Source organism: Diaphorobacter sp. JS3051 (assembly GCF_015832135.1).
GTDB classification, from domain to species: Bacteria; Pseudomonadota; Gammaproteobacteria; order Burkholderiales; family Burkholderiaceae_C; genus Diaphorobacter; species Diaphorobacter nitroreducens.
In genome coordinates this window covers 3,758,642-3,776,811 of record NZ_CP065406.1, presented here as the reverse complement: position 1 = coordinate 3,776,811, position 18,170 = coordinate 3,758,642, and the positions used below count along the sequence as shown (strand labels likewise).

18 protein-coding genes are annotated in these 18,170 nt (G+C 63.1%); 2 read left to right on the top strand and 16 right to left on the bottom strand.

Features of this window, described 5'->3' with window-relative positions; translation table 11 throughout:
• Nucleotides 1-601 precede the first annotated feature (601 nt).
• Nucleotides 602-1,321: a sulfite exporter TauE/SafE family protein gene (locus tag I3K84_RS17970; protein WP_196995107.1), complete on the bottom strand. Its 720-nt coding sequence runs from the start codon at nucleotides 1,319-1,321 to the stop codon at nucleotides 602-604.
• A gap of 3 nt (nucleotides 1,322-1,324) precedes the next feature.
• Nucleotides 1,325-2,707, bottom strand: a complete 1,383-nt coding sequence (gene hemN / locus I3K84_RS17965) for an oxygen-independent coproporphyrinogen III oxidase (RefSeq protein WP_196995106.1) — start codon at nucleotides 2,705-2,707, stop codon at nucleotides 1,325-1,327.
• Between the two features lie 171 nt (nucleotides 2,708-2,878).
• On the opposite strand from hemN, the gene fnr reads away from it, so the two are divergent.
• The gene (fnr, locus tag I3K84_RS17960) at nucleotides 2,879-3,622 is read left to right on the top strand and encodes a fumarate/nitrate reduction transcriptional regulator Fnr (protein ID WP_011804526.1); all 744 of its coding nucleotides are present in this window, start codon (nucleotides 2,879-2,881) and stop codon (nucleotides 3,620-3,622) included.
• Nucleotides 3,623-3,663: 41 nt separating this feature from the next.
• On the opposite strand, the gene I3K84_RS17955 is transcribed toward fnr, so the two are convergent.
• The 9 genes from I3K84_RS17955 to I3K84_RS17915 form a co-directional block, all read right to left on the bottom strand.
• Nucleotides 3,664-3,951 carry a hypothetical protein gene (locus tag I3K84_RS17955; protein WP_015912721.1) on the bottom strand — a complete coding sequence of 96 codons (288 nt, stop codon included), beginning with the start codon at nucleotides 3,949-3,951 and terminating at the stop codon, nucleotides 3,664-3,666.
• A gap of 76 nt (nucleotides 3,952-4,027) precedes the next feature.
• Nucleotides 4,028-4,306 (bottom strand): FixH family protein, encoded by a 279-nt coding sequence (locus tag I3K84_RS17950; RefSeq protein WP_088887415.1) that lies wholly within the window; start codon nucleotides 4,304-4,306, stop codon nucleotides 4,028-4,030.
• A gap of 61 nt (nucleotides 4,307-4,367) precedes the next feature.
• Nucleotides 4,368-5,810 (bottom strand): cytochrome c oxidase accessory protein CcoG, encoded by a 1,443-nt coding sequence (ccoG, locus tag I3K84_RS17945; protein ID WP_103737279.1) that lies wholly within the window; start codon nucleotides 5,808-5,810, stop codon nucleotides 4,368-4,370.
• An 84-nt stretch (nucleotides 5,811-5,894) separates the two neighbouring features.
• Nucleotides 5,895-6,809, bottom strand: a complete 915-nt coding sequence (ccoP, locus tag I3K84_RS17940) for a cytochrome-c oxidase, cbb3-type subunit III (RefSeq protein WP_015912718.1) — start codon at nucleotides 6,807-6,809, stop codon at nucleotides 5,895-5,897.
• 29 nt (nucleotides 6,810-6,838) lie between these two features.
• Entirely contained in the window at nucleotides 6,839-6,976 is a 138-nt protein-coding gene (locus I3K84_RS17935; protein WP_011804521.1) for a cbb3-type cytochrome c oxidase subunit 3, read from the bottom strand.
• Nucleotides 6,977-6,990: 14 nt separating this feature from the next.
• Nucleotides 6,991-7,623 (bottom strand): cytochrome-c oxidase, cbb3-type subunit II, encoded by a 633-nt coding sequence (ccoO, locus tag I3K84_RS17930; protein WP_011804520.1) that lies wholly within the window; start codon nucleotides 7,621-7,623, stop codon nucleotides 6,991-6,993.
• A 19-nt stretch (nucleotides 7,624-7,642) separates the two neighbouring features.
• Complete coding sequence (gene ccoN, locus I3K84_RS17925) at nucleotides 7,643-9,082, bottom strand: cytochrome-c oxidase, cbb3-type subunit I (RefSeq protein WP_196995105.1); 1,440 nt, start codon at nucleotides 9,080-9,082, stop codon at nucleotides 7,643-7,645.
• Between the two features lie 65 nt (nucleotides 9,083-9,147).
• Nucleotides 9,148-9,285: a cbb3-type cytochrome oxidase assembly protein CcoS gene (ccoS, locus tag I3K84_RS17920; protein ID WP_011804518.1), complete on the bottom strand. Its 138-nt coding sequence runs from the start codon at nucleotides 9,283-9,285 to the stop codon at nucleotides 9,148-9,150.
• A 1-nt stretch (nucleotide 9,286) separates the two neighbouring features.
• Complete coding sequence (locus I3K84_RS17915; protein ID WP_196995104.1) at nucleotides 9,287-11,692, bottom strand: cation-translocating P-type ATPase; 2,406 nt, start codon at nucleotides 11,690-11,692, stop codon at nucleotides 9,287-9,289.
• Between the two features lie 108 nt (nucleotides 11,693-11,800).
• Between I3K84_RS17915 and I3K84_RS17910 the strand changes: the two genes are divergently transcribed.
• Complete coding sequence (locus I3K84_RS17910) at nucleotides 11,801-12,244, top strand: universal stress protein (protein WP_011804516.1); 444 nt, start codon at nucleotides 11,801-11,803, stop codon at nucleotides 12,242-12,244.
• A gap of 105 nt (nucleotides 12,245-12,349) precedes the next feature.
• Here I3K84_RS17910 and I3K84_RS17905 read toward each other — a convergent pair whose 3' ends face one another.
• From I3K84_RS17905 to I3K84_RS17885, 5 genes are all read right to left on the bottom strand, one after another.
• On the bottom strand, nucleotides 12,350-13,909 hold the full coding sequence (locus I3K84_RS17905; protein ID WP_196995103.1) for a malonyl-CoA synthase: 1,560 nt from the start codon (nucleotides 13,907-13,909) through the stop codon (nucleotides 12,350-12,352).
• Between the two features lie 21 nt (nucleotides 13,910-13,930).
• Complete coding sequence (locus tag I3K84_RS17900; protein WP_196995102.1) at nucleotides 13,931-14,758, bottom strand: enoyl-CoA hydratase/isomerase family protein; 828 nt, start codon at nucleotides 14,756-14,758, stop codon at nucleotides 13,931-13,933.
• A gap of 67 nt (nucleotides 14,759-14,825) precedes the next feature.
• Complete coding sequence (locus I3K84_RS17895) at nucleotides 14,826-15,851, bottom strand: tripartite tricarboxylate transporter substrate binding protein (protein ID WP_088887419.1); 1,026 nt, start codon at nucleotides 15,849-15,851, stop codon at nucleotides 14,826-14,828.
• A 146-nt stretch (nucleotides 15,852-15,997) separates the two neighbouring features.
• Nucleotides 15,998-17,464 carry a malonyl-CoA decarboxylase gene (locus I3K84_RS17890; RefSeq protein WP_196995101.1) on the bottom strand — a complete coding sequence of 489 codons (1,467 nt, stop codon included), beginning with the start codon at nucleotides 17,462-17,464 and terminating at the stop codon, nucleotides 15,998-16,000.
• On the bottom strand, nucleotides 17,461-18,132 hold the full coding sequence (locus tag I3K84_RS17885) for a GntR family transcriptional regulator (RefSeq protein WP_196995100.1): 672 nt from the start codon (nucleotides 18,130-18,132) through the stop codon (nucleotides 17,461-17,463). Before I3K84_RS17885 ends, I3K84_RS17890 begins: the two co-directional genes overlap by 4 nt.
• Nucleotides 18,133-18,170: the final 38 nt, after the last annotated feature.

Genomic DNA, 18,170 nt, shown 5'->3' with positions numbered 1-18,170 from the left:
CCCACTACAATGAACATGTCTGCGGTGCTGCCGGGCTTTATATTTCCTTGAACCAATGCTCATTGAGCACGGGCTTGGTACATTGCCCGGTGAGCGTGATCATCTCGCGTCAGATGAACCCAACGCCTGGCTGCCCTCGCCCACCTGAACCCCCGGTTCAGGATGCCGGTCCGGTGGCATTCGCAGACACCTTTTTCTCCGGTAATCGCTTGCGCCCTCGCTCCGGGTGAGTGCCAGCGACCTCAATACCTGCTCAGAAAATCCGGCGCTCCGCGGCCAGCGCGCGCAACCCACCCATCTGCAAGGCACAGAGCAGACCTTGGTAGTCGTCGCACCGATGCCAAATATCCTGGCGTGGTTCGGGCGTTTCCCAGTCCTTCGGCAATCTCACTGATACGCAACGCGCGCCCCAGACGCACGATGGCGCATCCAGTAAGGCAGAGATGCGTAGCTGGATTTCTCCACGTCGATGAGAACAGACTCGTCACTTCCGCTGGTAGAGATCTGACAGCGATACGTCACGCCTGAGCGTCTCAGTGTGCACCATTCGCTTGCCACGGCATGCTTCGCGGAGCCGCTGTGGTTCCACAAAACGCTGTTTTCAGGGCACGCACCACGGCGCCGGCTGCCCATGGACAACCTCCATCCACAGCGCCCATGCACCCAGGGAAAAAAGCACACCACCTGCCAGCCGAGACCCCCACGCCCCACCCTTCACGCCGATCCAAGCGCGAATGCGGCCAAAAGTCCACGGCCCCAGCACCAGCCATACACCGCTTCCCACGCCAAACAGGACCATGCACAAGGCTCCGCGGAGCACGCTTCCGCTGAGAGCGGCAGTCAACAGTGCGGTATACAGAAGGCCGCATGGCAGGAGCGCCCAGGCCACACCCGCGGTCAGGAGCCCGCCAGGCCGAGAGACCAAGGGCTTGACCTTCGCCCAGGCAGCACGCCCCGCCCGCTCAACCCACAAGGGCTGCTGCGCTTGCACCATCATCATCCCGCCCCACGCGAGGATGAGCACGTGCATCAGCGTCCAAAGGGGGCGCAATGCCGAGGTGCTTTGCCCCAGCCACGCGAGTTGCTCCATGGCCAGCGCAACCACCGCCCCTGCGGCGCCGTAGCCAATCAGGCGCCCCACGTGAAACTGCGCTACCCGTTGGAGGATTCCGCGGCGGGGCGCCCATTGAATGGTGTGGGTGGCGTCCGGCGTGCCACCCAGCCCCGTAAGCGCCGCGCAGGGAACAGAACACATCGCCAAACAGTGAGCCCCTCCCATCAGCCCCATCAGGAAGGCCGTCGTGGCCAGCGCCCACAGCATGGGTCAAATAATCCGGGAAAAGCGAGCGCGGTTACGGTCAGCCTGCAGATACTTGTCGAACACCATGGCCACACCGCGCACGAAATACCACCCCATGGGCGTAACTTCAACGCCCTCATCACTAATTTTCACTAAGCCCTGAGCCGCCATTTCTTGCAGTTGCTGTAATTCCGCATCGAAATAACTGCGGAAATCAATCAGCCAAGACTGTTCCAACGGCTCAAACAGCAACTCACCTTGGCACATCAACGCCATGATGACTGCGCGGCGCACCAAGTCGTCCTTGGTCAACGCCAGCCCGCGCACCACAGGCAAATGCCCCTGGTTAATGCAGTCGTAATACTCGTCCAGCGTTTTCACGTTTTGGCTGTAAGTAGCGCCCACGCGCCCGATGGCAGAAACGCCCAGACCAATCAGGTCGCAATCGGGCTGCGTGCTATAGCCTTGGAAATTGCGGTGCAGCCTGCCTTGCCGCTTGGCCACCGCCAGCGCATCGTCTGGCAGAGCAAAATGGTCCATGCCCACGTAGACGTAGCCGGCTTCTTGGAACACATCAAGTGACCGGGCCAACATGGACACCTTGGCCGAAGCCATGGGCAACTCGGCCGTGATGATGCGTCGCTGCGATTTGAAGCGTTCTGGCAAGTGAGCGTACGCATACAGCGCGATCCGGTCTGGCCGCAGCTCGGCTACCTGCTCCAAGGTGCAATCAAACGACTCCGGTGTCTGTCGCGGCAGCCCGTAGATCAAATCCACGTTCACCGATTCAAACCCGAGCTTGCGAGCCGCATCGACCAACGCGAACACCTTTTCGGCAGGCTGAATGCGGTGCACGGCCTTTTGTACTTCAGGGTCGAAATCCTGCACGCCAAAGCTCAGGCGATTGAAACCCAGCTCCGCCAACAATCCCAGCCGCGCTTCATCCACGGTCCGGGGGTCCACTTCTATGGAGTACTCCCCCCCAGGAACAAGGACGAAACTGCGCCTCAGCATGCCCATCAGTTCGCGCAAACCGTCATCCGTCAGAAAAGTAGGCGTGCCGCCGCCGAAATGCAGCTGGCTCACATGCTGACCCACACCGCAGTGCGCCGTATGCAGGTCGATTTCACGGCTGAGGTAACGCAAGTAGACCTCTGTCCGCTCTGGATGCCGGGTAATGATTTTGTTACACGCGCAGTAATAGCACAGCGATTCACAAAACGGGATGTGGACATAAAGCGACAAAGGCATCGCCTTGGCTACCGACCCCACGCGACGCTGCTGCAGCGCAAGGATGTATTCCCGCTCGCCAAAAGCCTCGACAAAACGATCAGCAGTCGGATAAGAGGTGTAGCGCGGCCCTGGGACGTCAAAGCGACGCAGGAGCTCTGTTGTAACAACGGTCATGACGGGATTCCTTGCACTTTCATATCACTGTGCCGTAGAGTCCCCCATGAGTCCTTGACGTTGATCAAGCGCCCATGAGGTCCTTGTGGCGACAATTTGACTTCGGCTCAAAGTCGTCCGGCGGCCTACGGCATTCCATGTCTCCCAGCCGTTCAGAGGTAAGCTCAAGCCATGAACAGGGTTCCCATGCATACGAATCTCCAGACCATCAAAGTTGCCTGCTCAAACTGCAATCTGCGTGAGCTGTGCATGCCCGTGGGTCTGGACGACCAGCAACTCAAGCGCATCGATGACATTGTTGCTGTACGACGCAAGATCAAGCGTGGCGGCACGCTTTTCCGGAACGGTGAACCCTTCACATCCCTTTTTGCCATCCGCACCGGATTCTTCAAGACCTGTGTCGCCACCGAGGACGGTCGCGATCAAGTGACGGGTTTTCAAATGGCGGGCGAAATCATTGGCCTGGATGGCATCGTGAGTGACCGTCACACTTGCGATGCGGTAGCGCTTGAAGACGCCGAAGTATGCGTCATGCCTTTCGATCGTATTGAAGAGTTGTCGCGCGAAGTTACGGCACTACAGCACCATGTGCACAAGATCATGAGCCGCGAGATTGTTCGCGAGCATGGGGTCATGCTGTTGCTGGGGAGTATGCGTGCTGAGGAACGCCTTGCCGCATTCCTGTTGAATCTCGTACAACGCTTGCATGCCCGGGGTTTCTCGCAATCCGAATTGGTGCTGCGCATGACACGTGAAGAGATCGGCAGCTACCTAGGATTGAAACTGGAAACCGTCAGCCGCACGTTTTCCAAGTTCGTGGAAGAAGGTATTGTGGAAGTAAAACAGCGCCATGTGCGCATCGTCGATACCGATGCGCTGAAGCGCATTGTCAACAGCCAGCAAGCCTGCCATTAAGCTTCGGTTTTTTGCTCATTCATAACTGATCGGCGGAAAGATCAGGAAACGTATTTGGCGCAATCAGCCGGCCGCGCCCCTTTGGGCACGGGGCAGCGATTCAACTCAAAGGGCGAGAGTGACAACAGCGTCGTCAATGCGCTGGAAGCCATGAGTACGAACCAGAACGTGAAGAAGGCGATGGTATACACACCTTCGCGCGAGAGATGCAGGGGTTGATCAAACCACTGCAGCGCTTCTGGATCCACGAAGGCGAACACCACCATTTCCATGACGCCCGCCATCAAAAAGGCCGGCCACGCGATCCACATCAATCGTTGCATCCACATTCGCCCATCTCCTAGCAGGTGTAGTTGACAGCCTAGCATCTGTTCTCCGGCATGCAAAGAGGACTCGCCCTGCCGGTCAGCGCGGTTGATCCTCCAGCGGAGTAGCTGCATGGTTGCGCCCCTTCATGGCAGGCGTCATGTCGCCCCCAGACTCCTTCAGGGTCTCGTTGATGTTCAAGCCCCGTTGGTAATAGTCTTCCGCGATGACGGGGTCGGGTTTGCTCACGGCCAGCCAGAGGGTCACGAAGCCCGCAATGATGACAATCACCGGCCCCGCGATGACAAGCCAGACATGGCCAAACGTCCACCAAGGCTTTCCGTCGTCGTCCAGTTTCATGGGGGAATTACTCAACATTTATATTAACTCCTCGCTCATTTATGAGCACAGCTTGTTCATTTGTATTCCACGACCGCCTTCAGCGGGGTACGAGGAATACGGATTTCTCTGCCACTTGGGCTTTATCACCCTGCGCTTGAATATCGAAATACACCGTATGCGATCCAGGAGATGCTGAGCCATACGGAATTTGAAGACGGACAACCACCCATCGGGATTCCGCCGGTCCAATGTCAATTGCGGTCTCGGACGCCACTTCCAGCCCTTCCATGCCGTGGGCGCTGATGGTGTAGCGCTGCGCCCCCTCCGTGGCGTTCATGATCTGCAGCCGGTAGATATTTTCAAGCTTGCCTCCCGCCACGATGCGCGAGAGCGCAGCGCGGTCGCGCACGATGTCCACCTTCAACGGGGTGCGTACCACCAAGCTGGCCAGCATGCCGACGCACAACACCACCAGCACCGCTGAATAGAACAACACACGGGGTCGCAGCACGCGTTTGAGCATTTGCGACTGGGTCCAGTGGTTCTTGACGCCGTTCTGCGTTGAGAAGCGAATCAGCCCGCGCGGATACTTCATCTTATCCATCACGGTATTGCAAGCGTCCACGCAGAGACCGCAACCAATGCATTCGTATTGCAGTCCGTTGCGAATATCGATACCCGTTGGGCAGACCTGGACACACAGCGTGCAATCGATGCAGTCACCCAGTCCCGCAGCTTTGTGGTCTACGGTCTTGTTACGGGGCCCGCGAGGCTCGCCGCGCTCAGGATCGTAAGAGACGACCAGCGTGTCCCTGTCGAACATTGCGCTTTGGAAACGCGCATAAGGGCACATGTATTTGCACACCTGCTCGCGCAGGAATCCTGCGTTGCCGTACGTGGCCAACCCATAGAAGATCACCCAGAATATCTGCCACCCTCCTTGCAGGGCCAGCAACTCTCCCCCCAGCTCGCGAATCGGAACGAAATAGCCCACGAAGGTGAAGCCGGTCCAGAATGCGACCGCAATCCAAATGGCTTGCTTGACAGATTTTTTCCAGATCTTCTCAAATGTCCACGGACCATTGTCCAGGCGCATACGGGCACTGCGGTCGCCTTCGACTTTGTGCTCGATCCACATGAACATTTCCGTGTATACGGTCTGGGGACAGGAGAAGCCGCACCACAGGCGTCCCGCCACTGCGGTAAACAGAAAAAGCGACAGCGCGGAAATAATCAGCAAACCCGTCAGATAAATGAAGTCCTGCGGGTAAAGCACCAAACCAAAAATATAGAAACGGCGTGCTCCGAGGTCAAAGAGCACCATCTGGCGCTGCCCCCACTCCAGCCATGGCAGGCCATAGAAAACCAGCTGTGTCAGAAACACCATCGCCCAACGCCAACGTGCGAACACTCCACTTATCGAGCGTGGATAGATTTTCTTTTGCGCCTCATAGAGCGAAATGACCTCGGTCTGCGAACTTTCGGCCCCCACTGGCGTGATAGGAATCACCTTACGGGGCTGACCTTCGGCTGGCTTCATGGTGGAATCTCAAAAAGGAAGTGCAACTTCCAAAACGCAAAACGGCCGGCGCCCCTCGACGGGGAGCCGGCCGCACAGGGAGCATCAGCGCGGGGCGCCGGCCTTATTGGACAAACCCCAGACGTATGCCGTCAACACCTTGATCTGTGCATCGGTCAACTTGCCCGTTTGGGCAGGCATCTCGTTGGTCTTGCCATTGTTGATCATAGCGGTGATGGCAGCTTCGCCCCAGCCATGCAGCCAGATGTCATCCGTCAGATTAGGGGCACCCAGGGCCACATTGCCCTTGCCGTCCATCCCGTGGCATGCAGCGCACGCAGTGAACTTCGACTTGCCCAGAGACGCCTTCAGGGAGTCATGCGGACTTCCCGACAGGCTCAGGACATAGTGGGCGAGGTTACGCACATCTTCCGGCGAGCCCACGGCGGCCGCCATGGGAGGCATGACGCCAATGCGCCCATCGTGGATGGTCTTCTGGATCTGATCAGGCGCACCGCCGTGCAGCCAGTCACCGTCGGCCAGGTTGGGGAAGCCCTTGCTGCCGCGGGCATCGGAACCATGACACTGCGCGCAGTTGTTCATGAACAGACGCTCACCAATTGCCATGGCCGCTGTGTCGGCCGCCATCTCTTGGGGCTGCATGGCCTCGAACCGCGCATACAGGGGCTGCAACTCTGCGTTAGCCTTGTCCACTTCGGCTTGGTACTCGCCCAGCTGCGTCCAGCCCAACTTACCCTTAAAGGTCCCCAATCCGGGATAGGCAGCCAGATAGCCAGCACCGAATACCAGCGTGATGATGAACAGCCACATCCACCAACGAGGCATGGGGTTGTTCATTTCCGTCAGGTCTTCGTCCCAGACGTGACCGGTGGTGTTGTCGGCCGTAGCCTCGACCTTCTTGCGGGACGTGATCCACAGCAGCAAGCCGCAGGCCACGATACCGATGATGGTGATTCCGGCCACGTAGAAGGACCAGAAGTTACTCGTGAAATCGCTCATGGGTTATCTCTTTTCTTGTGGAGACTTCTTCAGTCCTCGGCGAAGGGCAACTGTGCTGCCTCCTCGAACCGGGCCCGGTTGCGGCGCATGAAGGCCCAGAACCAGATGCCCACGAAACACGCCAGCGACGCCAGCGTGGCCACGATACGCATGGTGGTGATGTCCATGACCAGCTCCTCGATTACTTGAGCGCACGGCCCAAAACCTGGAGATAGGCCACCACGGCATCCATCTCTGTCTTGCCCTTGACCTGCTCGGCGGCGCTGGCGATCTCCTCATCCGTATACGGGACGCCGACCGTGCGCAATGCCTTCATGCGAGGAGCGACAACGGAAGGATCGATCTGGTTCTTTTCGAGCCAGGGATAGGCGGGCATATTGGATTCGGGCACCACGTCGCGCGGATTGTTCAGGTGAATGCGATGCCATTCATCGCTGTACTTTCCACCCACGCGATGCAGGTCGGGCCCAGTGCGCTTGCTACCCCATTGAAAGGGATGGTCGTAGACGAACTCGCCAGCCACCGAATAGTGGCCATAACGCAGGGTTTCCGCGCGGAACGGACGGATCATCTGCGAGTGGCAGTTGTAGCAACCCTCGCGCAGGTAGATATCGCGTCCGATCAGTTGCACTGCCGTGTAAGGCTTCACGCCTTGAACGGCCTCAGTCGTCGATTTTTGAAAGAACAGAGGAACGATTTCCACCAGGCCGCCGACGGCCACAACCAGCAAGATCAACACGATCATCAGGAAGTTGCTGGTTTCGACCTTCTCGTGCGTGAAGCCGGTGGATGCTTTGTTATGCGTATTGGACATGTAGTTGACCCTCCGAACTTCAGGCGTGAGCGGGTTTCACGGCGGGAATGGCCACCCTGACGGAGCGTCCGGAGATCGCCGTCACCCAGACGTTCCATGCCATCACCAACATACCGCCGAGGTATAGCAGACCACCAAAAAAGCGGATCGCGTAGAACGGATAGGTCGCCTTGACGCCTTCCACGAAGGTATAGGTCAGCGTGCCGTCGGGGTTCACGGCGCGCCACATCAGACCTTGCATCACGCCAGCAATCCACATGGCGGCGATGTACAGCACGATGCCGATGGTCGCCATCCAGAAGTGCAGTTCAATTGCCTTGATGGAGTGCATCTTCTCCTTGCCGAACAGGCGAGGCACCAGGTAATACAGCGAACCCATGGTGATCAGACCCACCCAGCCCAAAGCGCCTGCATGCACGTGGCCCACAGTCCAGTCGGTGTAGTGCGAGAGCGCGTTGACGGTCTTGATGGACATCATCGGGCCTTCGAACGTGGACATGCCGTAGAACGACAGCGACACGATCAGAAAGCGCAGGATGGGGTCGTCACGCAGCTTGTGCCAGGCACCGGACAGCGTCATGATCCCGTTGATCATGCCGCCCCAGCTGGGCGCCAGCAAGATCAGCGAGAACACCATGCCCACAGATTGCGTCCAGTCAGGCAGCGCGGTGTAGTGCAGGTGGTGCGGACCCGCCCACATGTACGTGAAGATCAGCGCCCAGAAGTGGACGATGGAGAGGCGGTAGCTGTACACCGGACGGCCAGCCTGCTTCGGGATGAAGTAATACATCATGCCCAGGAAGCCGGTCGTGAGGTAGAAGCCCACGGCGTTGTGGCCGTACCACCACTGCACCATGGCGTCCTGCACGCCTGCGTAGGCGGAGTAGCTCTTCATGAAGCCCGCCGGAATGGCCGCACTGTTGACGATGTGCAGCAACGCCACGGCGATGATGAACGCACCGAAGAACCAGTTGGCCACGTAAATGTGCTTCACCTTGCGCTGGCCGATCGTTCCGAAGAACACCACCGCATAAGAGACCCACACGGCAGCGATCAGGATGTCGATCGGCCATTCCAGCTCGGCATATTCCTTGCCGGAGGTATAGCCCAGCGGCAGGCTGATGGCCGCCGCTACGATGACCAGTTGCCAGCCCCAAAAAGTGAACGCCGCCAACTTGGGCAGAAACAGCCCCGCCTGGCAAGTGCGCTGCACCACGTAATAGCTGGTGGCGAACAGGCCGCAGCCGCCGAATGCGAAGATCACGGCATTGGTGTGCAGCGGACGCAGCCGGCCATAGCTCAGCCATGGAATGCCGAAGTTGAGTTCAGGCCAGGTCAGCTGGGCGGCGATGAACACGCCTACCAGCATGCCGACCACCCCCCATACGACAGCCATGATAGAAAACTGGCGCACTACGGTGTCGTCGTAGTGCGCAACTCTTGTTTGTGAAGAATCCATCGGGCACCTCTAGTATTTGCAGTAAAAAGTTTTAACCAGGCTCGCAGTAGGCCTATTGACGAACATCAACCGTCCCTCAGAATGCGCTCCCCCTCCTGATCGACGTTCTCAAATTGGCCACGGTAGACGGCCCACCACAGTCCCGCCAGTACAAACAGCACCAGTACGACGGAGAGCGGAATCAACAAATACAGGATGTCCATATCAGACGACCTCCAAGGGCGTGCTCACGGCACGTGGGGCACCAGCGCAGTCGCCGGAACTCTCGTGGCTGAGCGGGTCCGGCAGGCGCGCCAGGCGGGCCGCGTTGAGCACGACGAGCAGTGAACTCAGCGCCATGCCCAGGCCCGCGAGCCAAGCCGGCATGTAGCCCGCAATCGCCAGGGGCACGCACAGCGCGTTGTATGCAGCCGCCCACCACAGGTTCTGGCGGACGACGCGCAAGGTGCGCCGCGCCAGCCAGAGTGCCTGCGCAACAAGGGCGAGATTTTCGCCCATAACCACGAAGTCGGACCGTGACTGGGCCAGGGGCACGGCGCGGCCGAACGCAAACGAGACATGCGCACCGGCCAGCACGGGGCCGTCGTTGAGCCCGTCGCCCACCATCGCCACATGGTGTCCTTGCGCCTGCAACGTCTGCAGATGCGCGAGCTTGTCCTGCGGGGTGCAGTCTCCCCGGGCCTGGCCGATGCCGGCCTGGGCAGCCACCCGCTGCACGGACTCGGCCCGGTCACCGGACAGCAGCTCGACCGCCACGCCTTCGGCGCGCAGCCCGCGCACGACCGCCGCGACCTCGGGGCGCAGTTGTTCGCTCAGCACGAACCGCGCGATTTCCACCGCCGCGCCTTCGCATTCCATGGACAGCACGACCTGCGGCCCCGCATCGCCGCCCACGGCAGGCACGCGTGCATGGGCCGCAGAGCCCAGGCGCAGAATCGTTTCCTGCGCGTGTGACGGTGACGATGCACGGGCCACCAGGCCTGCACCCGGCAGCTCCTGCACGGCATGGACCGTCCAGCCCGCGGGCGCCGCGGCAGACTGCGCGGCGGATGCCAGCGCGCGCGACGCGGGATGCAGTGAATGCGCCGCCAGCGCCGAAGCCAGGGCCAGCGCCTCGCCCTCGCCCCAGCCGGCCCCTGGCGCCACATGTACGGCATGCAGCGCAAGCCCATCGCGGGTCAGCGTACCCGTCTTGTCGAAGACCACCGTATCCACCGCGGCCAGCGCCTCCAGCCCTTGCAGATTGCGCACCAGCACGCCTCGCCGCGCCAAGGTGCCCGCAGCCGTCAGCATGGCCACCGGCGTGGCCAGAGACAGCGCGCAGGGGCACGTAACGATGAGCACCGCCACCGCCACCATCAGAGCATGGCTGGGGTCGCTCGGCCACCACCACACTGCCGCCAGCACCGCGGCCAACAACACCGCCACCAGGAAAGGCCGGGCCACCCGGTCCGCCAGCTGCGCCAGGCGGGGCTTTTGCAAAGACGCGCTCTCCATCAATGCCACGATCTGCCCAAAGCGCGTCTCACTGCCCAGCGCCAAAACCTCCACCGTGACCGGTGCCCGCAGGTTGTAGCTGCCCGCCGTCACGCGGCTGCCTTCGGGTCGGTCCACAGGCGTGGATTCACCGGTGAGCAGCGCCTCGTCGGCCTGGGTACCGCCTGAAAGGATGCGGCCATCCGCGGGAAAGGCCTCCCCCGGCAACACGCGCACCACGTCTCCGGCCTGCAGACGGCGCGTGGCCACGCGCGTGAAGCTGCCGTCTTCCGCCCGCCGCTCCACGCTGTCGGGCAACCGGTTCATCACGGCTTCCAGCGCCCCTGCCGTGCGATCGCGCAGGCGCAGCTCCAGCCAGCGGCCCGTGAGCAGGAAAAAGACGAACATGGTCAGCGAGTCGTAGTAGACCTCGCGGCCAAAGGGGCCGGTCGGATCGAACGTGCCCGCCATGCTGACCACGAAGGTGATGAGCATGCCCAGCGCCACGGGCAGATCCATGCTGACCCGCCGCTGCCGGATATCGCGCAGCGCGCTGGAGAAGAAAGGCCCGCAGGCGAACAGCACCACCGGCAGGCTGATGACCCAGGAGGCCCAGCGCAGCAGTTGTTCCATTTCCATGGTCAGGTCGCCGGGCATGGCTTGGTAGGCAGGCCATGCGTACATCATGACCTGCATCATGCAAAAACCCGCCACCAGCCAGCGCCACAGCGCCTTGCGGTTCTCGCGCTGGCGCTGCTCCCGCGCCAGCGCATCCAGGGCAGGCAGCGCACGGTAACCGGCCTTCTGGACCGCGCCCATCCACTGCGACGGCCGCACCCGTCGCGGGTCCCATACCACGCGTGCGCGACGGGTGGCGGCGCTCACGTCCGCTTCCGCCACGCCGGGCACACGCCGCAGGGCTTCCTCGATGGTCAGGGCGCAGGCGGCGCAGTGCATTCCGTCGAGCACCACATGCGACTCCCACGGACCCGCCTGGGCATCCGCACCTGCGGGGGTGGATGCGCAGGGCTTGCCAAAGGCCGACCATTCCTGGGGGTCATCAAGCAGCGCGACCTCATCCGGTGCAGCCGTGGAGAGGGGCGACGCCCACGGGTCGGCATCAGGATTTGACATAGCCTCAAGACTATTCGGATTGCGCGAAGGACTCATTGACTTGAATCAAGACATGGACCACGAACTATCCTATGCTTTTACCGTTCTTAACGAAATGAGGCGCTGCACATGTACAAACGCATCCTGATAGCCACCGACGGTTCCCCCTTGTCGCAAAAGGCCGTGGAAAGCGGGCTCTCGCTGGCGGGGCTCACAGGTGCATCGGTGGTCGCCTTGAAGGTCGTTCCCCGGTATCCGCGCAGCTATTTCGAAGGTGGCCTGCCCGTGGACGCCGCGGACATCAAGCGCATCGAGAAGCAGTGGGCGGATGCGGCCCAGGAACTGGTGGACAAGGTCAAGGTGCAGGGCACCGACGAAGGCGTAACCGTGAAGACCGTGGTCGCCAAGTCCGACCTGATCGCCGAAGCCGTGATCGCCGCCGCCAAGAAGCACAAGTGCGACCTGATCGTGATGGCCTCGCACGGCCGCAAGGGCATCAAGCGCCTGCTGCTGGGCAGCGAAACGCAGCACGTGCTGACGCACTCGCACATTCCGGTGCTGGTGCTGCGCTAAGCATCAAATCAGGCTCTAGCGCCCTACCATCAAGCGCTAGCAGCTATCATAAAAATAGCAAAAGGCGGCCCAGGCCGCCTTTTTGTATTGCAATGCCGCGCCGGCTCAGGCGAACAGCCCCTTGTACTGGTCGCGCAGCAGGTTCTTTTGCACCTTGCCCATGGTGTTGCGCGGCAGTTCGGTGGTGACGAAGCAGCGCTTGGGAATCTTGAAGTTGGCCAGTTGGCTCTTAAGCGATGCGATGACCGCGTCGCCATCCACCTTTGCACCGGGCTTGGGGATGACCACCACCACGCCCACTTCGCCGAAGTCCGGGTGCGGCACGCCGACCACGGCGCTCTCGGCCACGCCGGGCATCTCGTTGATGTAGCCCTCGATCTCGGCCGGGTAGACGTTGTAGCCACCGCTGATGATCAGGTCCTTGCTGCGGCCCACGATGCTCACGTAGCCGCGCTCATCCACCTTGCCAACGTCGCCGGTTTTGAACCAGCCGTCGGCGCTGAACTCTTCCTTGGTCTTCTCGGGCATGTGCCAGTAGCCCTTGAACACGTTGGGGCCCTTGACCTGGATGTTGCCGATCTCGCCCACGGGCACCGGCTTGCCAGCATCGTCCACCACGCGCAGGCCCACGCCGGGCAGCGGAAAGCCCACGGTGGAGCCGCGGCGCTCCGCCTGCCCGCCATGGCGCGCGTCGGCCGCGTAGGGATTGCTGGTGAGCATGATGGTCTCGCTCATGCCATAGCGCTCCAGGATGGTGTGGCCCGTGCGGTCCTGCCATTCTTTGAAAGTCTCGATGAGCAGCGGCGCCGAGCCCGCGATGAACAGCCGCATGTGGCTGGCCGCGGCCTGGGTCAGCGCCGGCTCGGCCAGCATGCGCACGTAGAGCGTGGGCACGCCCATGAACACCGTCGCGCGCGGCATGGCAGCAATCACCGCCTTGGGGTCGAACTTCGCCATCCAGATCATCTTGCTGCCATTGATCAGCGCACCATGGATGGCCACGAACAGGCCGTGCACGTGGAAGATGGGCAGCGCGTGGATCAGCACGTCGCCGGGCTTCCAGCCCCAGTAGTCCTTGAGCACCTGGGCATTGGACAGCAGGTTGCCATGCGTGAGCATCGCGCCCTTGCTGCGTCCCGTGGTGCCGCTGGTGTAGAGGATGGCAGCCAGGTCGTCAGCCTTGCGCGGGACGGCGCGGTGCTCGTCGCCGAAGTGCGCGGCGCGCTCCAGCAGGCTGCCGGTGCGGTCGTCGCCCAGCGTGAACACATGTTGCGTGCCGGCAGTAAAGGCGATCTTCGACACCCAGCCGAAGTTGCCCGGCGTGCAGACCACCACGGCCGGCTCGGCATTGCCGATGAAGTACTCGATCTCTGCGCTCTGGTAGGCGGTGTTTAGCGGCAGGAACACGTAGCCGGCGCGCAGCGTGGCCAGGTACAGCAGCATGGCTTCGACCGACTTTTCCACCTGCACGGCGATGCGGCTGCCCTCGGGCAGCTTCAGCGATGCCAGCAGGTTGGCGATGCGGGCGCTGGCGCGGTCCAGGTCGCGCCAGGTGTAGAGCAGCGGCGCGCCCGCGGCCGAGGCGGCCTCGACGGCGATTTGGTCCAGGTCAGCAGGAAAGGCGGCGCGCAGCGCGGAAAACAGGTTCTGGGAGGAGGAGCTCATGGTGGTGCACACACAAAGGATTCAGAAAACGGGAGCGCGCTTGGCCAGGAAGGCGTTGATACCCTCGCGGTGTTCGGCGCTGTCGGCATAGGCGTAGGGGTCGGCCAGTGCGTTATTTGCTATCAAATCAGAAGCTGCTTGCGCTTGCTGGTCAGGCGCTAGCGGCACATTTTTTCGTATAGCGCGCAAGGTCTGCTTGTTGAGCCGGGCCGCACCAGGCGCCAAGGCTGCGATGCGCAGCGCCGTGCCCAGGGCTTGCGCCTCCAGCTGCTCGGTGTCGACCACGCGGCTCAGAAAGCCCCGCTGCGCCATCTCGGCGGCGCTGAAGGTGGCCGCCTCCAACAGCATCTGGCGCGCCGTCACGTCGCCCACGGCGCCCGCCACCAAGGCAGCCTCGCGCGGCGCCATCGGAAAGCCCAGCTTGGCGATGGGCGCGCCGAAACGCGCGCCGGCAGCGGCAATGCGGATGTCGCAGCAGCTGGCGATCTCCACGCCCGCGCCCATGCAGGCGCCTGCGATGCGCGCGACGATGGGCACGTCGCAGTCCAGCATGGCCGCCAGCCCGCCCCAGACATCGCTCTCGTGGAAGTCGCGCAGCTGCGCGGGGTCGAAGCGAAAGGCGGGGTACTCGGAAATATCCCCCCCCGCACAGAACGCCTCCCCTGCCCCCTCGATGAGCACGCAGCGCACGCCATCGCTGCGCTGGATGTCCAGGAACACCGTGCGCAACTGGCGCCACATGGCGCGCGACATGGCGTTGAGCCGGCCCTCGTGGCGCAGCGTCACGCGCGCCACGCCGCGGCCGGCGGCCTCTCCTGCGGCCATGGCCGCGACAACTTCACCTGGCATGCGATCGGACTCTCTTCGTGGGGGTGGAGGCGGCGCCACTGGAGGGGCGCCGCAGTGGGGAACTACATCACTCCAGCTTGGCGCCCGAGGCCTTCACCACCTGCGCCCAGCGCTTGATCTCGCTGCTGACCATCTTGGCGAAGTCCGCCTGCGACAGCGTGCCGAACTCCGCGCCGTTGCCGGCCCAGATGGCCTTGAGCTCCTCGGCCTGGCCGAGCTTGCGGATCTCCTCGACGATGCGCGCCTGCAGGTCGGCCGGCGTGCCCTTGGGCGCCCACAGGCCATACCAGGTGGACACGGTGTAGTCCGGCAGGCCCACCTCTGCCGCGCAGGGCACGTCGGGGAAGGCCGGGTTGCGCTTGGAGCCCGACACCATCAGCGCCTTGATGCGCCCGCCCTTGATGTGCGAGGCCGACGAGCCCAGGCCGTCGAACAGCATGTCCACGTTGCCGCCGATCAGGTCCTGCAGCGCAGGTCCCGCGCCGCGATAGGGGATGTGGGTGATGAAAGTCCCCGTCTGCAGCTTGAACAGCTCGCCCGCCAGGTGGTGCGAGGTGCCCGAGCCGGCCGACGCATAGTTCAGCTTGGCGGGGTTGGCCTTCACGAAGTCCATGAATTGCTTCATGTTGGTGGCCGTCACGTTGCGCGGGTTCACCACCAGCACCTGCGGCACGTTGGCCACCAGGGCCAGCGGCACGAAGTCCTTTTCCAGGTCGTAGTCCAGCTTGGGGTACATGGACGGTGCAATCACATGGTGCACGCCACCCATGAACAGGTTGTAGCCATCGGCTGGCGCCTTGGCCGCCACGCTGGCACCCACGGTGCCGCCCGCGCCGCCGCGGTTGTCGATCACCAGCGTCTTGCCCGTGGATTTGGCAAACTGCGCAGCCAATGGGCGCGCAAAGGCATCCGTGCCGCCGCCCGCGGGGAACGGCACCACCATGTTGACCGGCTTGGTCGGCCAGCCGCTGGCGCCTTGCGCCCAGGCACCGCCCGTGGCCAGCGCCAGGCCCGCAGCGCCGGCTGCGCGCAGCATGTCACGGCGTTGCAGCGCGGCGGTGGCGATCTGGCTCAAGTTCTCTCTCTCTCGCATGGCGTTGTCTCCTGTCTTTCTGTTGTGAAAAGGGTGGGTTGGCAGGTGCTCAGGCGCGGCGCGCCCGCTCGGCCAAGGCCGCCGAGGGCAGCTGGGCGCGAGCATACAAGGCCCGCCGCGCCCGCTGGCGCCGAGGCAGCGCGCCGTCAGTCACGGCACAGGCTGTCGATATCGCCCGACACGGGCACGCGCCCCTGCGCAAGCAGGCCGTGGTGCTTGTCGATGCGCTTGAGGTCATACAGGTAGTTGACCATCAGCCCGAAGGACTGCTTGAGCCCCTTGGCCGACGGGTCGCCCGCCCAGTTCAACCGCTCCACGCGCGCGCCATTGCCCAGGTGAAAGCGCGCCACCGGGTCCACCGGCTTGCCGTCGTGCAGCTCGCGGCCCAGGTAGCGCGCCGCGCACTGCATGAGCAGCTGGCGCACGGGTGACTTGGGCGGCAGCTCCAGCGCCTTGTCGGCCGCGGCCAGCACATGCGCGGCCTGCGGCGGCTCGAAGCCCACGGCACGGCCCAGTTCGGCCAGGCGCTTCTCGTCGAGCTGCTCCAGCTGCGCGGCGCAGTTCTTGGACAGCCAGGAACGAAAACCCGGGATCGGCGAGAGCGTGGCGAAGGTGCGCAGGCGCGGGAACTCCTCCGTGAGCGTCTCGGCCACGTGCTTGATGAGCGAATCGCCGAAGCTCACGCCGCGCAGCCCCGTCTGCGTGCTGCTGATCGAGTAGAAGATCGCCGTGGTGGCGCGCTGGATGTCGGCGGCCTCGGCGGCCTCGTCCAGCAGCGGGGTGATGCTGGACGAAATCTCGTTGACCAGCGCCACCTCCACGAAGATCAGCGGCTCATTGGGCAGGCGGGGGTGAAAGAACCCGTAGCAGCGGCGGTCGCTGTCCAGTCGGTTCTTCAGGTCCGCCCAGCTGCGGATGTCGTGCACCGCTTCGTACTTGATGAGCTTTTCGATCAGCGAGGCGGGCGAATCCCACGACAGGCGCCTCAGTTCGAGGAACGCCACATCGAACCAGGTGGAGAACAATTGCTCCAGCTCCGCGTCCAGCGGCAGCAGGCGCTTGTCGCTCTTGAGCAGGGGCAGCAGCTCGGCGCGCAAGTCCACGAGGAAGCGCATGCCTTCCGGAAACACCGCAAAGCGCTGCAGCAGCCGTGTACGCGGCGACACCATGGCGCGGCGCAGGTGGGCTTCGGCCTGGGGCGCATCGTCGGTGCCGGCGGCGGCCTCGTAGCGCTGCTGGGCCGATTTGAAGCGCGTGGCATCGGGCGCGAACTGCTCGCACATCAGCAACCACAGGTCGCGCCGCTCTTCGGGCGTGGCCTCGGCGTACCACGCGGCAATGGCCCGCGCGCGGCGCCCGCCTTCGATCTCGCTCACGCGCGGGGCCACCACTTCCTGCAGGTCGGTCAGCAACCGGCGCAGCACGCGGGGCGACAGCGCCTCGCCGCTCCTGCGCAGCGTGGCCTGCAGGCGCTCGTGCGTGGAGCGTTCGGCCGCAGGCTTGGGCGGCGCGGCGCTTGCGCCGTCCTTGTCCTTGTTCTTGCTGGCGGCTTTGCTGTCTGCGGACCGCAGGCGGTCCACGTTGCGCGAGATCCAGGTGGAGGCGGCGTTCATGGTGTGATCCGTGAGGGGTAGTTGCGTGCAAGCTCGCGCAGCGCGTCGCGCTGCGCCAGAAGGTGGTTGCGCATGGCCTGCTCAGCCGCGGCGGCGTCGCCCTTTTGGAGTGCGGCGAACACCTGCCGGTGCTCCGACAGGCTCTGCTGCAGCCGGCCGGGCACCTGCAACGTCTGGTGCCGCGCCAGGCGCAGGATCTTGCGCAGGTCGCCGATCACCTGGGCCAGCCAGCGGTTGTCCGCCAGGGTGATGAAGGCCTCGTGGATGGCGTAGTTGGCTTCGTAGTATTCGGTGATGCGCCCCGCCTCGGCATGGTCCTGCAGGCGCTGGTGCAGCACCTGCAGCGCGTCGATGTCGGCGGGGCCTGCGTGCTCGGTGGCCTCATAGGCCGCACGGCCCTCCAGCAGCGCGATCACGGGGAAGATCTCCTGCAGATCGCGCTCCGTGATCTCGGCCACGAAGCAGCCGCGGCGCGGCTCATGGCGCAGCAGCCCTTCCGCCACCAGCACCTTGAGCGCCTCGCGCAGCGGCGTACGCGACACGGCCAGCCGCTCGCACAGCGCGGCCTCGTCCACGAAGCTGCCCGGCGCCAGTTCGCCCGCAAAGATCTGCTGGCGCAGCATCTCGGCGGCCTGGTGGTGCAGGGAATTGGCAGGCGGACGGCGCATGGTGAATGGGCGGCAGGCGTTATGACGTCACGAATGGC

Excerpts from the sequence above, each read along its gene's own strand:
- hemN (WP_196995106.1), bottom strand. The coding sequence starts at position 2,707 with ATGACCGTTGTTACAACAGAGCTCCTGCGTCGCTTTGACGTCCCAGGG.
- I3K84_RS17915 (WP_196995104.1), bottom strand. The coding sequence starts at position 11,692 with ATGTCAAATCCTGATGCCGACCCGTGGGCGTCGCCCCTCTCCACGGCT.
- ccoP (WP_015912718.1), bottom strand. The coding sequence starts at position 6,809 with ATGAGCGATTTCACGAGTAACTTCTGGTCCTTCTACGTGGCCGGAATC.
- ccoO (WP_011804520.1), bottom strand. The coding sequence starts at position 7,623 with ATGTCCAATACGCATAACAAAGCATCCACCGGCTTCACGCACGAGAAG.
- I3K84_RS17890 (WP_196995101.1), bottom strand. The coding sequence starts at position 17,464 with ATGAACGCCGCCTCCACCTGGATCTCGCGCAACGTGGACCGCCTGCGG.
- I3K84_RS17885 (WP_196995100.1), bottom strand. The coding sequence starts at position 18,132 with ATGCGCCGTCCGCCTGCCAATTCCCTGCACCACCAGGCCGCCGAGATG.
- I3K84_RS17905 (WP_196995103.1), bottom strand. The coding sequence starts at position 13,909 with ATGAGCTCCTCCTCCCAGAACCTGTTTTCCGCGCTGCGCGCCGCCTTT.
- I3K84_RS17950 (WP_088887415.1), bottom strand. The coding sequence starts at position 4,306 with ATGTTGAGTAATTCCCCCATGAAACTGGACGACGACGGAAAGCCTTGG.
- I3K84_RS17910 (WP_011804516.1), top strand. The coding sequence starts at position 11,801 with ATGTACAAACGCATCCTGATAGCCACCGACGGTTCCCCCTTGTCGCAA.
- ccoG (WP_103737279.1), bottom strand. The coding sequence starts at position 5,810 with ATGAAGCCAGCCGAAGGTCAGCCCCGTAAGGTGATTCCTATCACGCCA.
- I3K84_RS17970 (WP_196995107.1), bottom strand. The coding sequence starts at position 1,321 with ATGCTGTGGGCGCTGGCCACGACGGCCTTCCTGATGGGGCTGATGGGA.
- ccoS (WP_011804518.1), bottom strand. The coding sequence starts at position 9,285 with ATGGACATCCTGTATTTGTTGATTCCGCTCTCCGTCGTACTGGTGCTG.
- I3K84_RS17895 (WP_088887419.1), bottom strand. The coding sequence starts at position 15,851 with ATGCGAGAGAGAGAGAACTTGAGCCAGATCGCCACCGCCGCGCTGCAA.
- I3K84_RS17935 (WP_011804521.1), bottom strand. The coding sequence starts at position 6,976 with ATGGACATCACCACCATGCGTATCGTGGCCACGCTGGCGTCGCTGGCG.
- ccoN (WP_196995105.1), bottom strand. The coding sequence starts at position 9,082 with ATGGATTCTTCACAAACAAGAGTTGCGCACTACGACGACACCGTAGTG.
- I3K84_RS17900 (WP_196995102.1), bottom strand. The coding sequence starts at position 14,758 with ATGCCAGGTGAAGTTGTCGCGGCCATGGCCGCAGGAGAGGCCGCCGGC.
- fnr (WP_011804526.1), top strand. The coding sequence starts at position 2,879 with ATGAACAGGGTTCCCATGCATACGAATCTCCAGACCATCAAAGTTGCC.
- I3K84_RS17955 (WP_015912721.1), bottom strand. The coding sequence starts at position 3,951 with ATGTGGATGCAACGATTGATGTGGATCGCGTGGCCGGCCTTTTTGATG.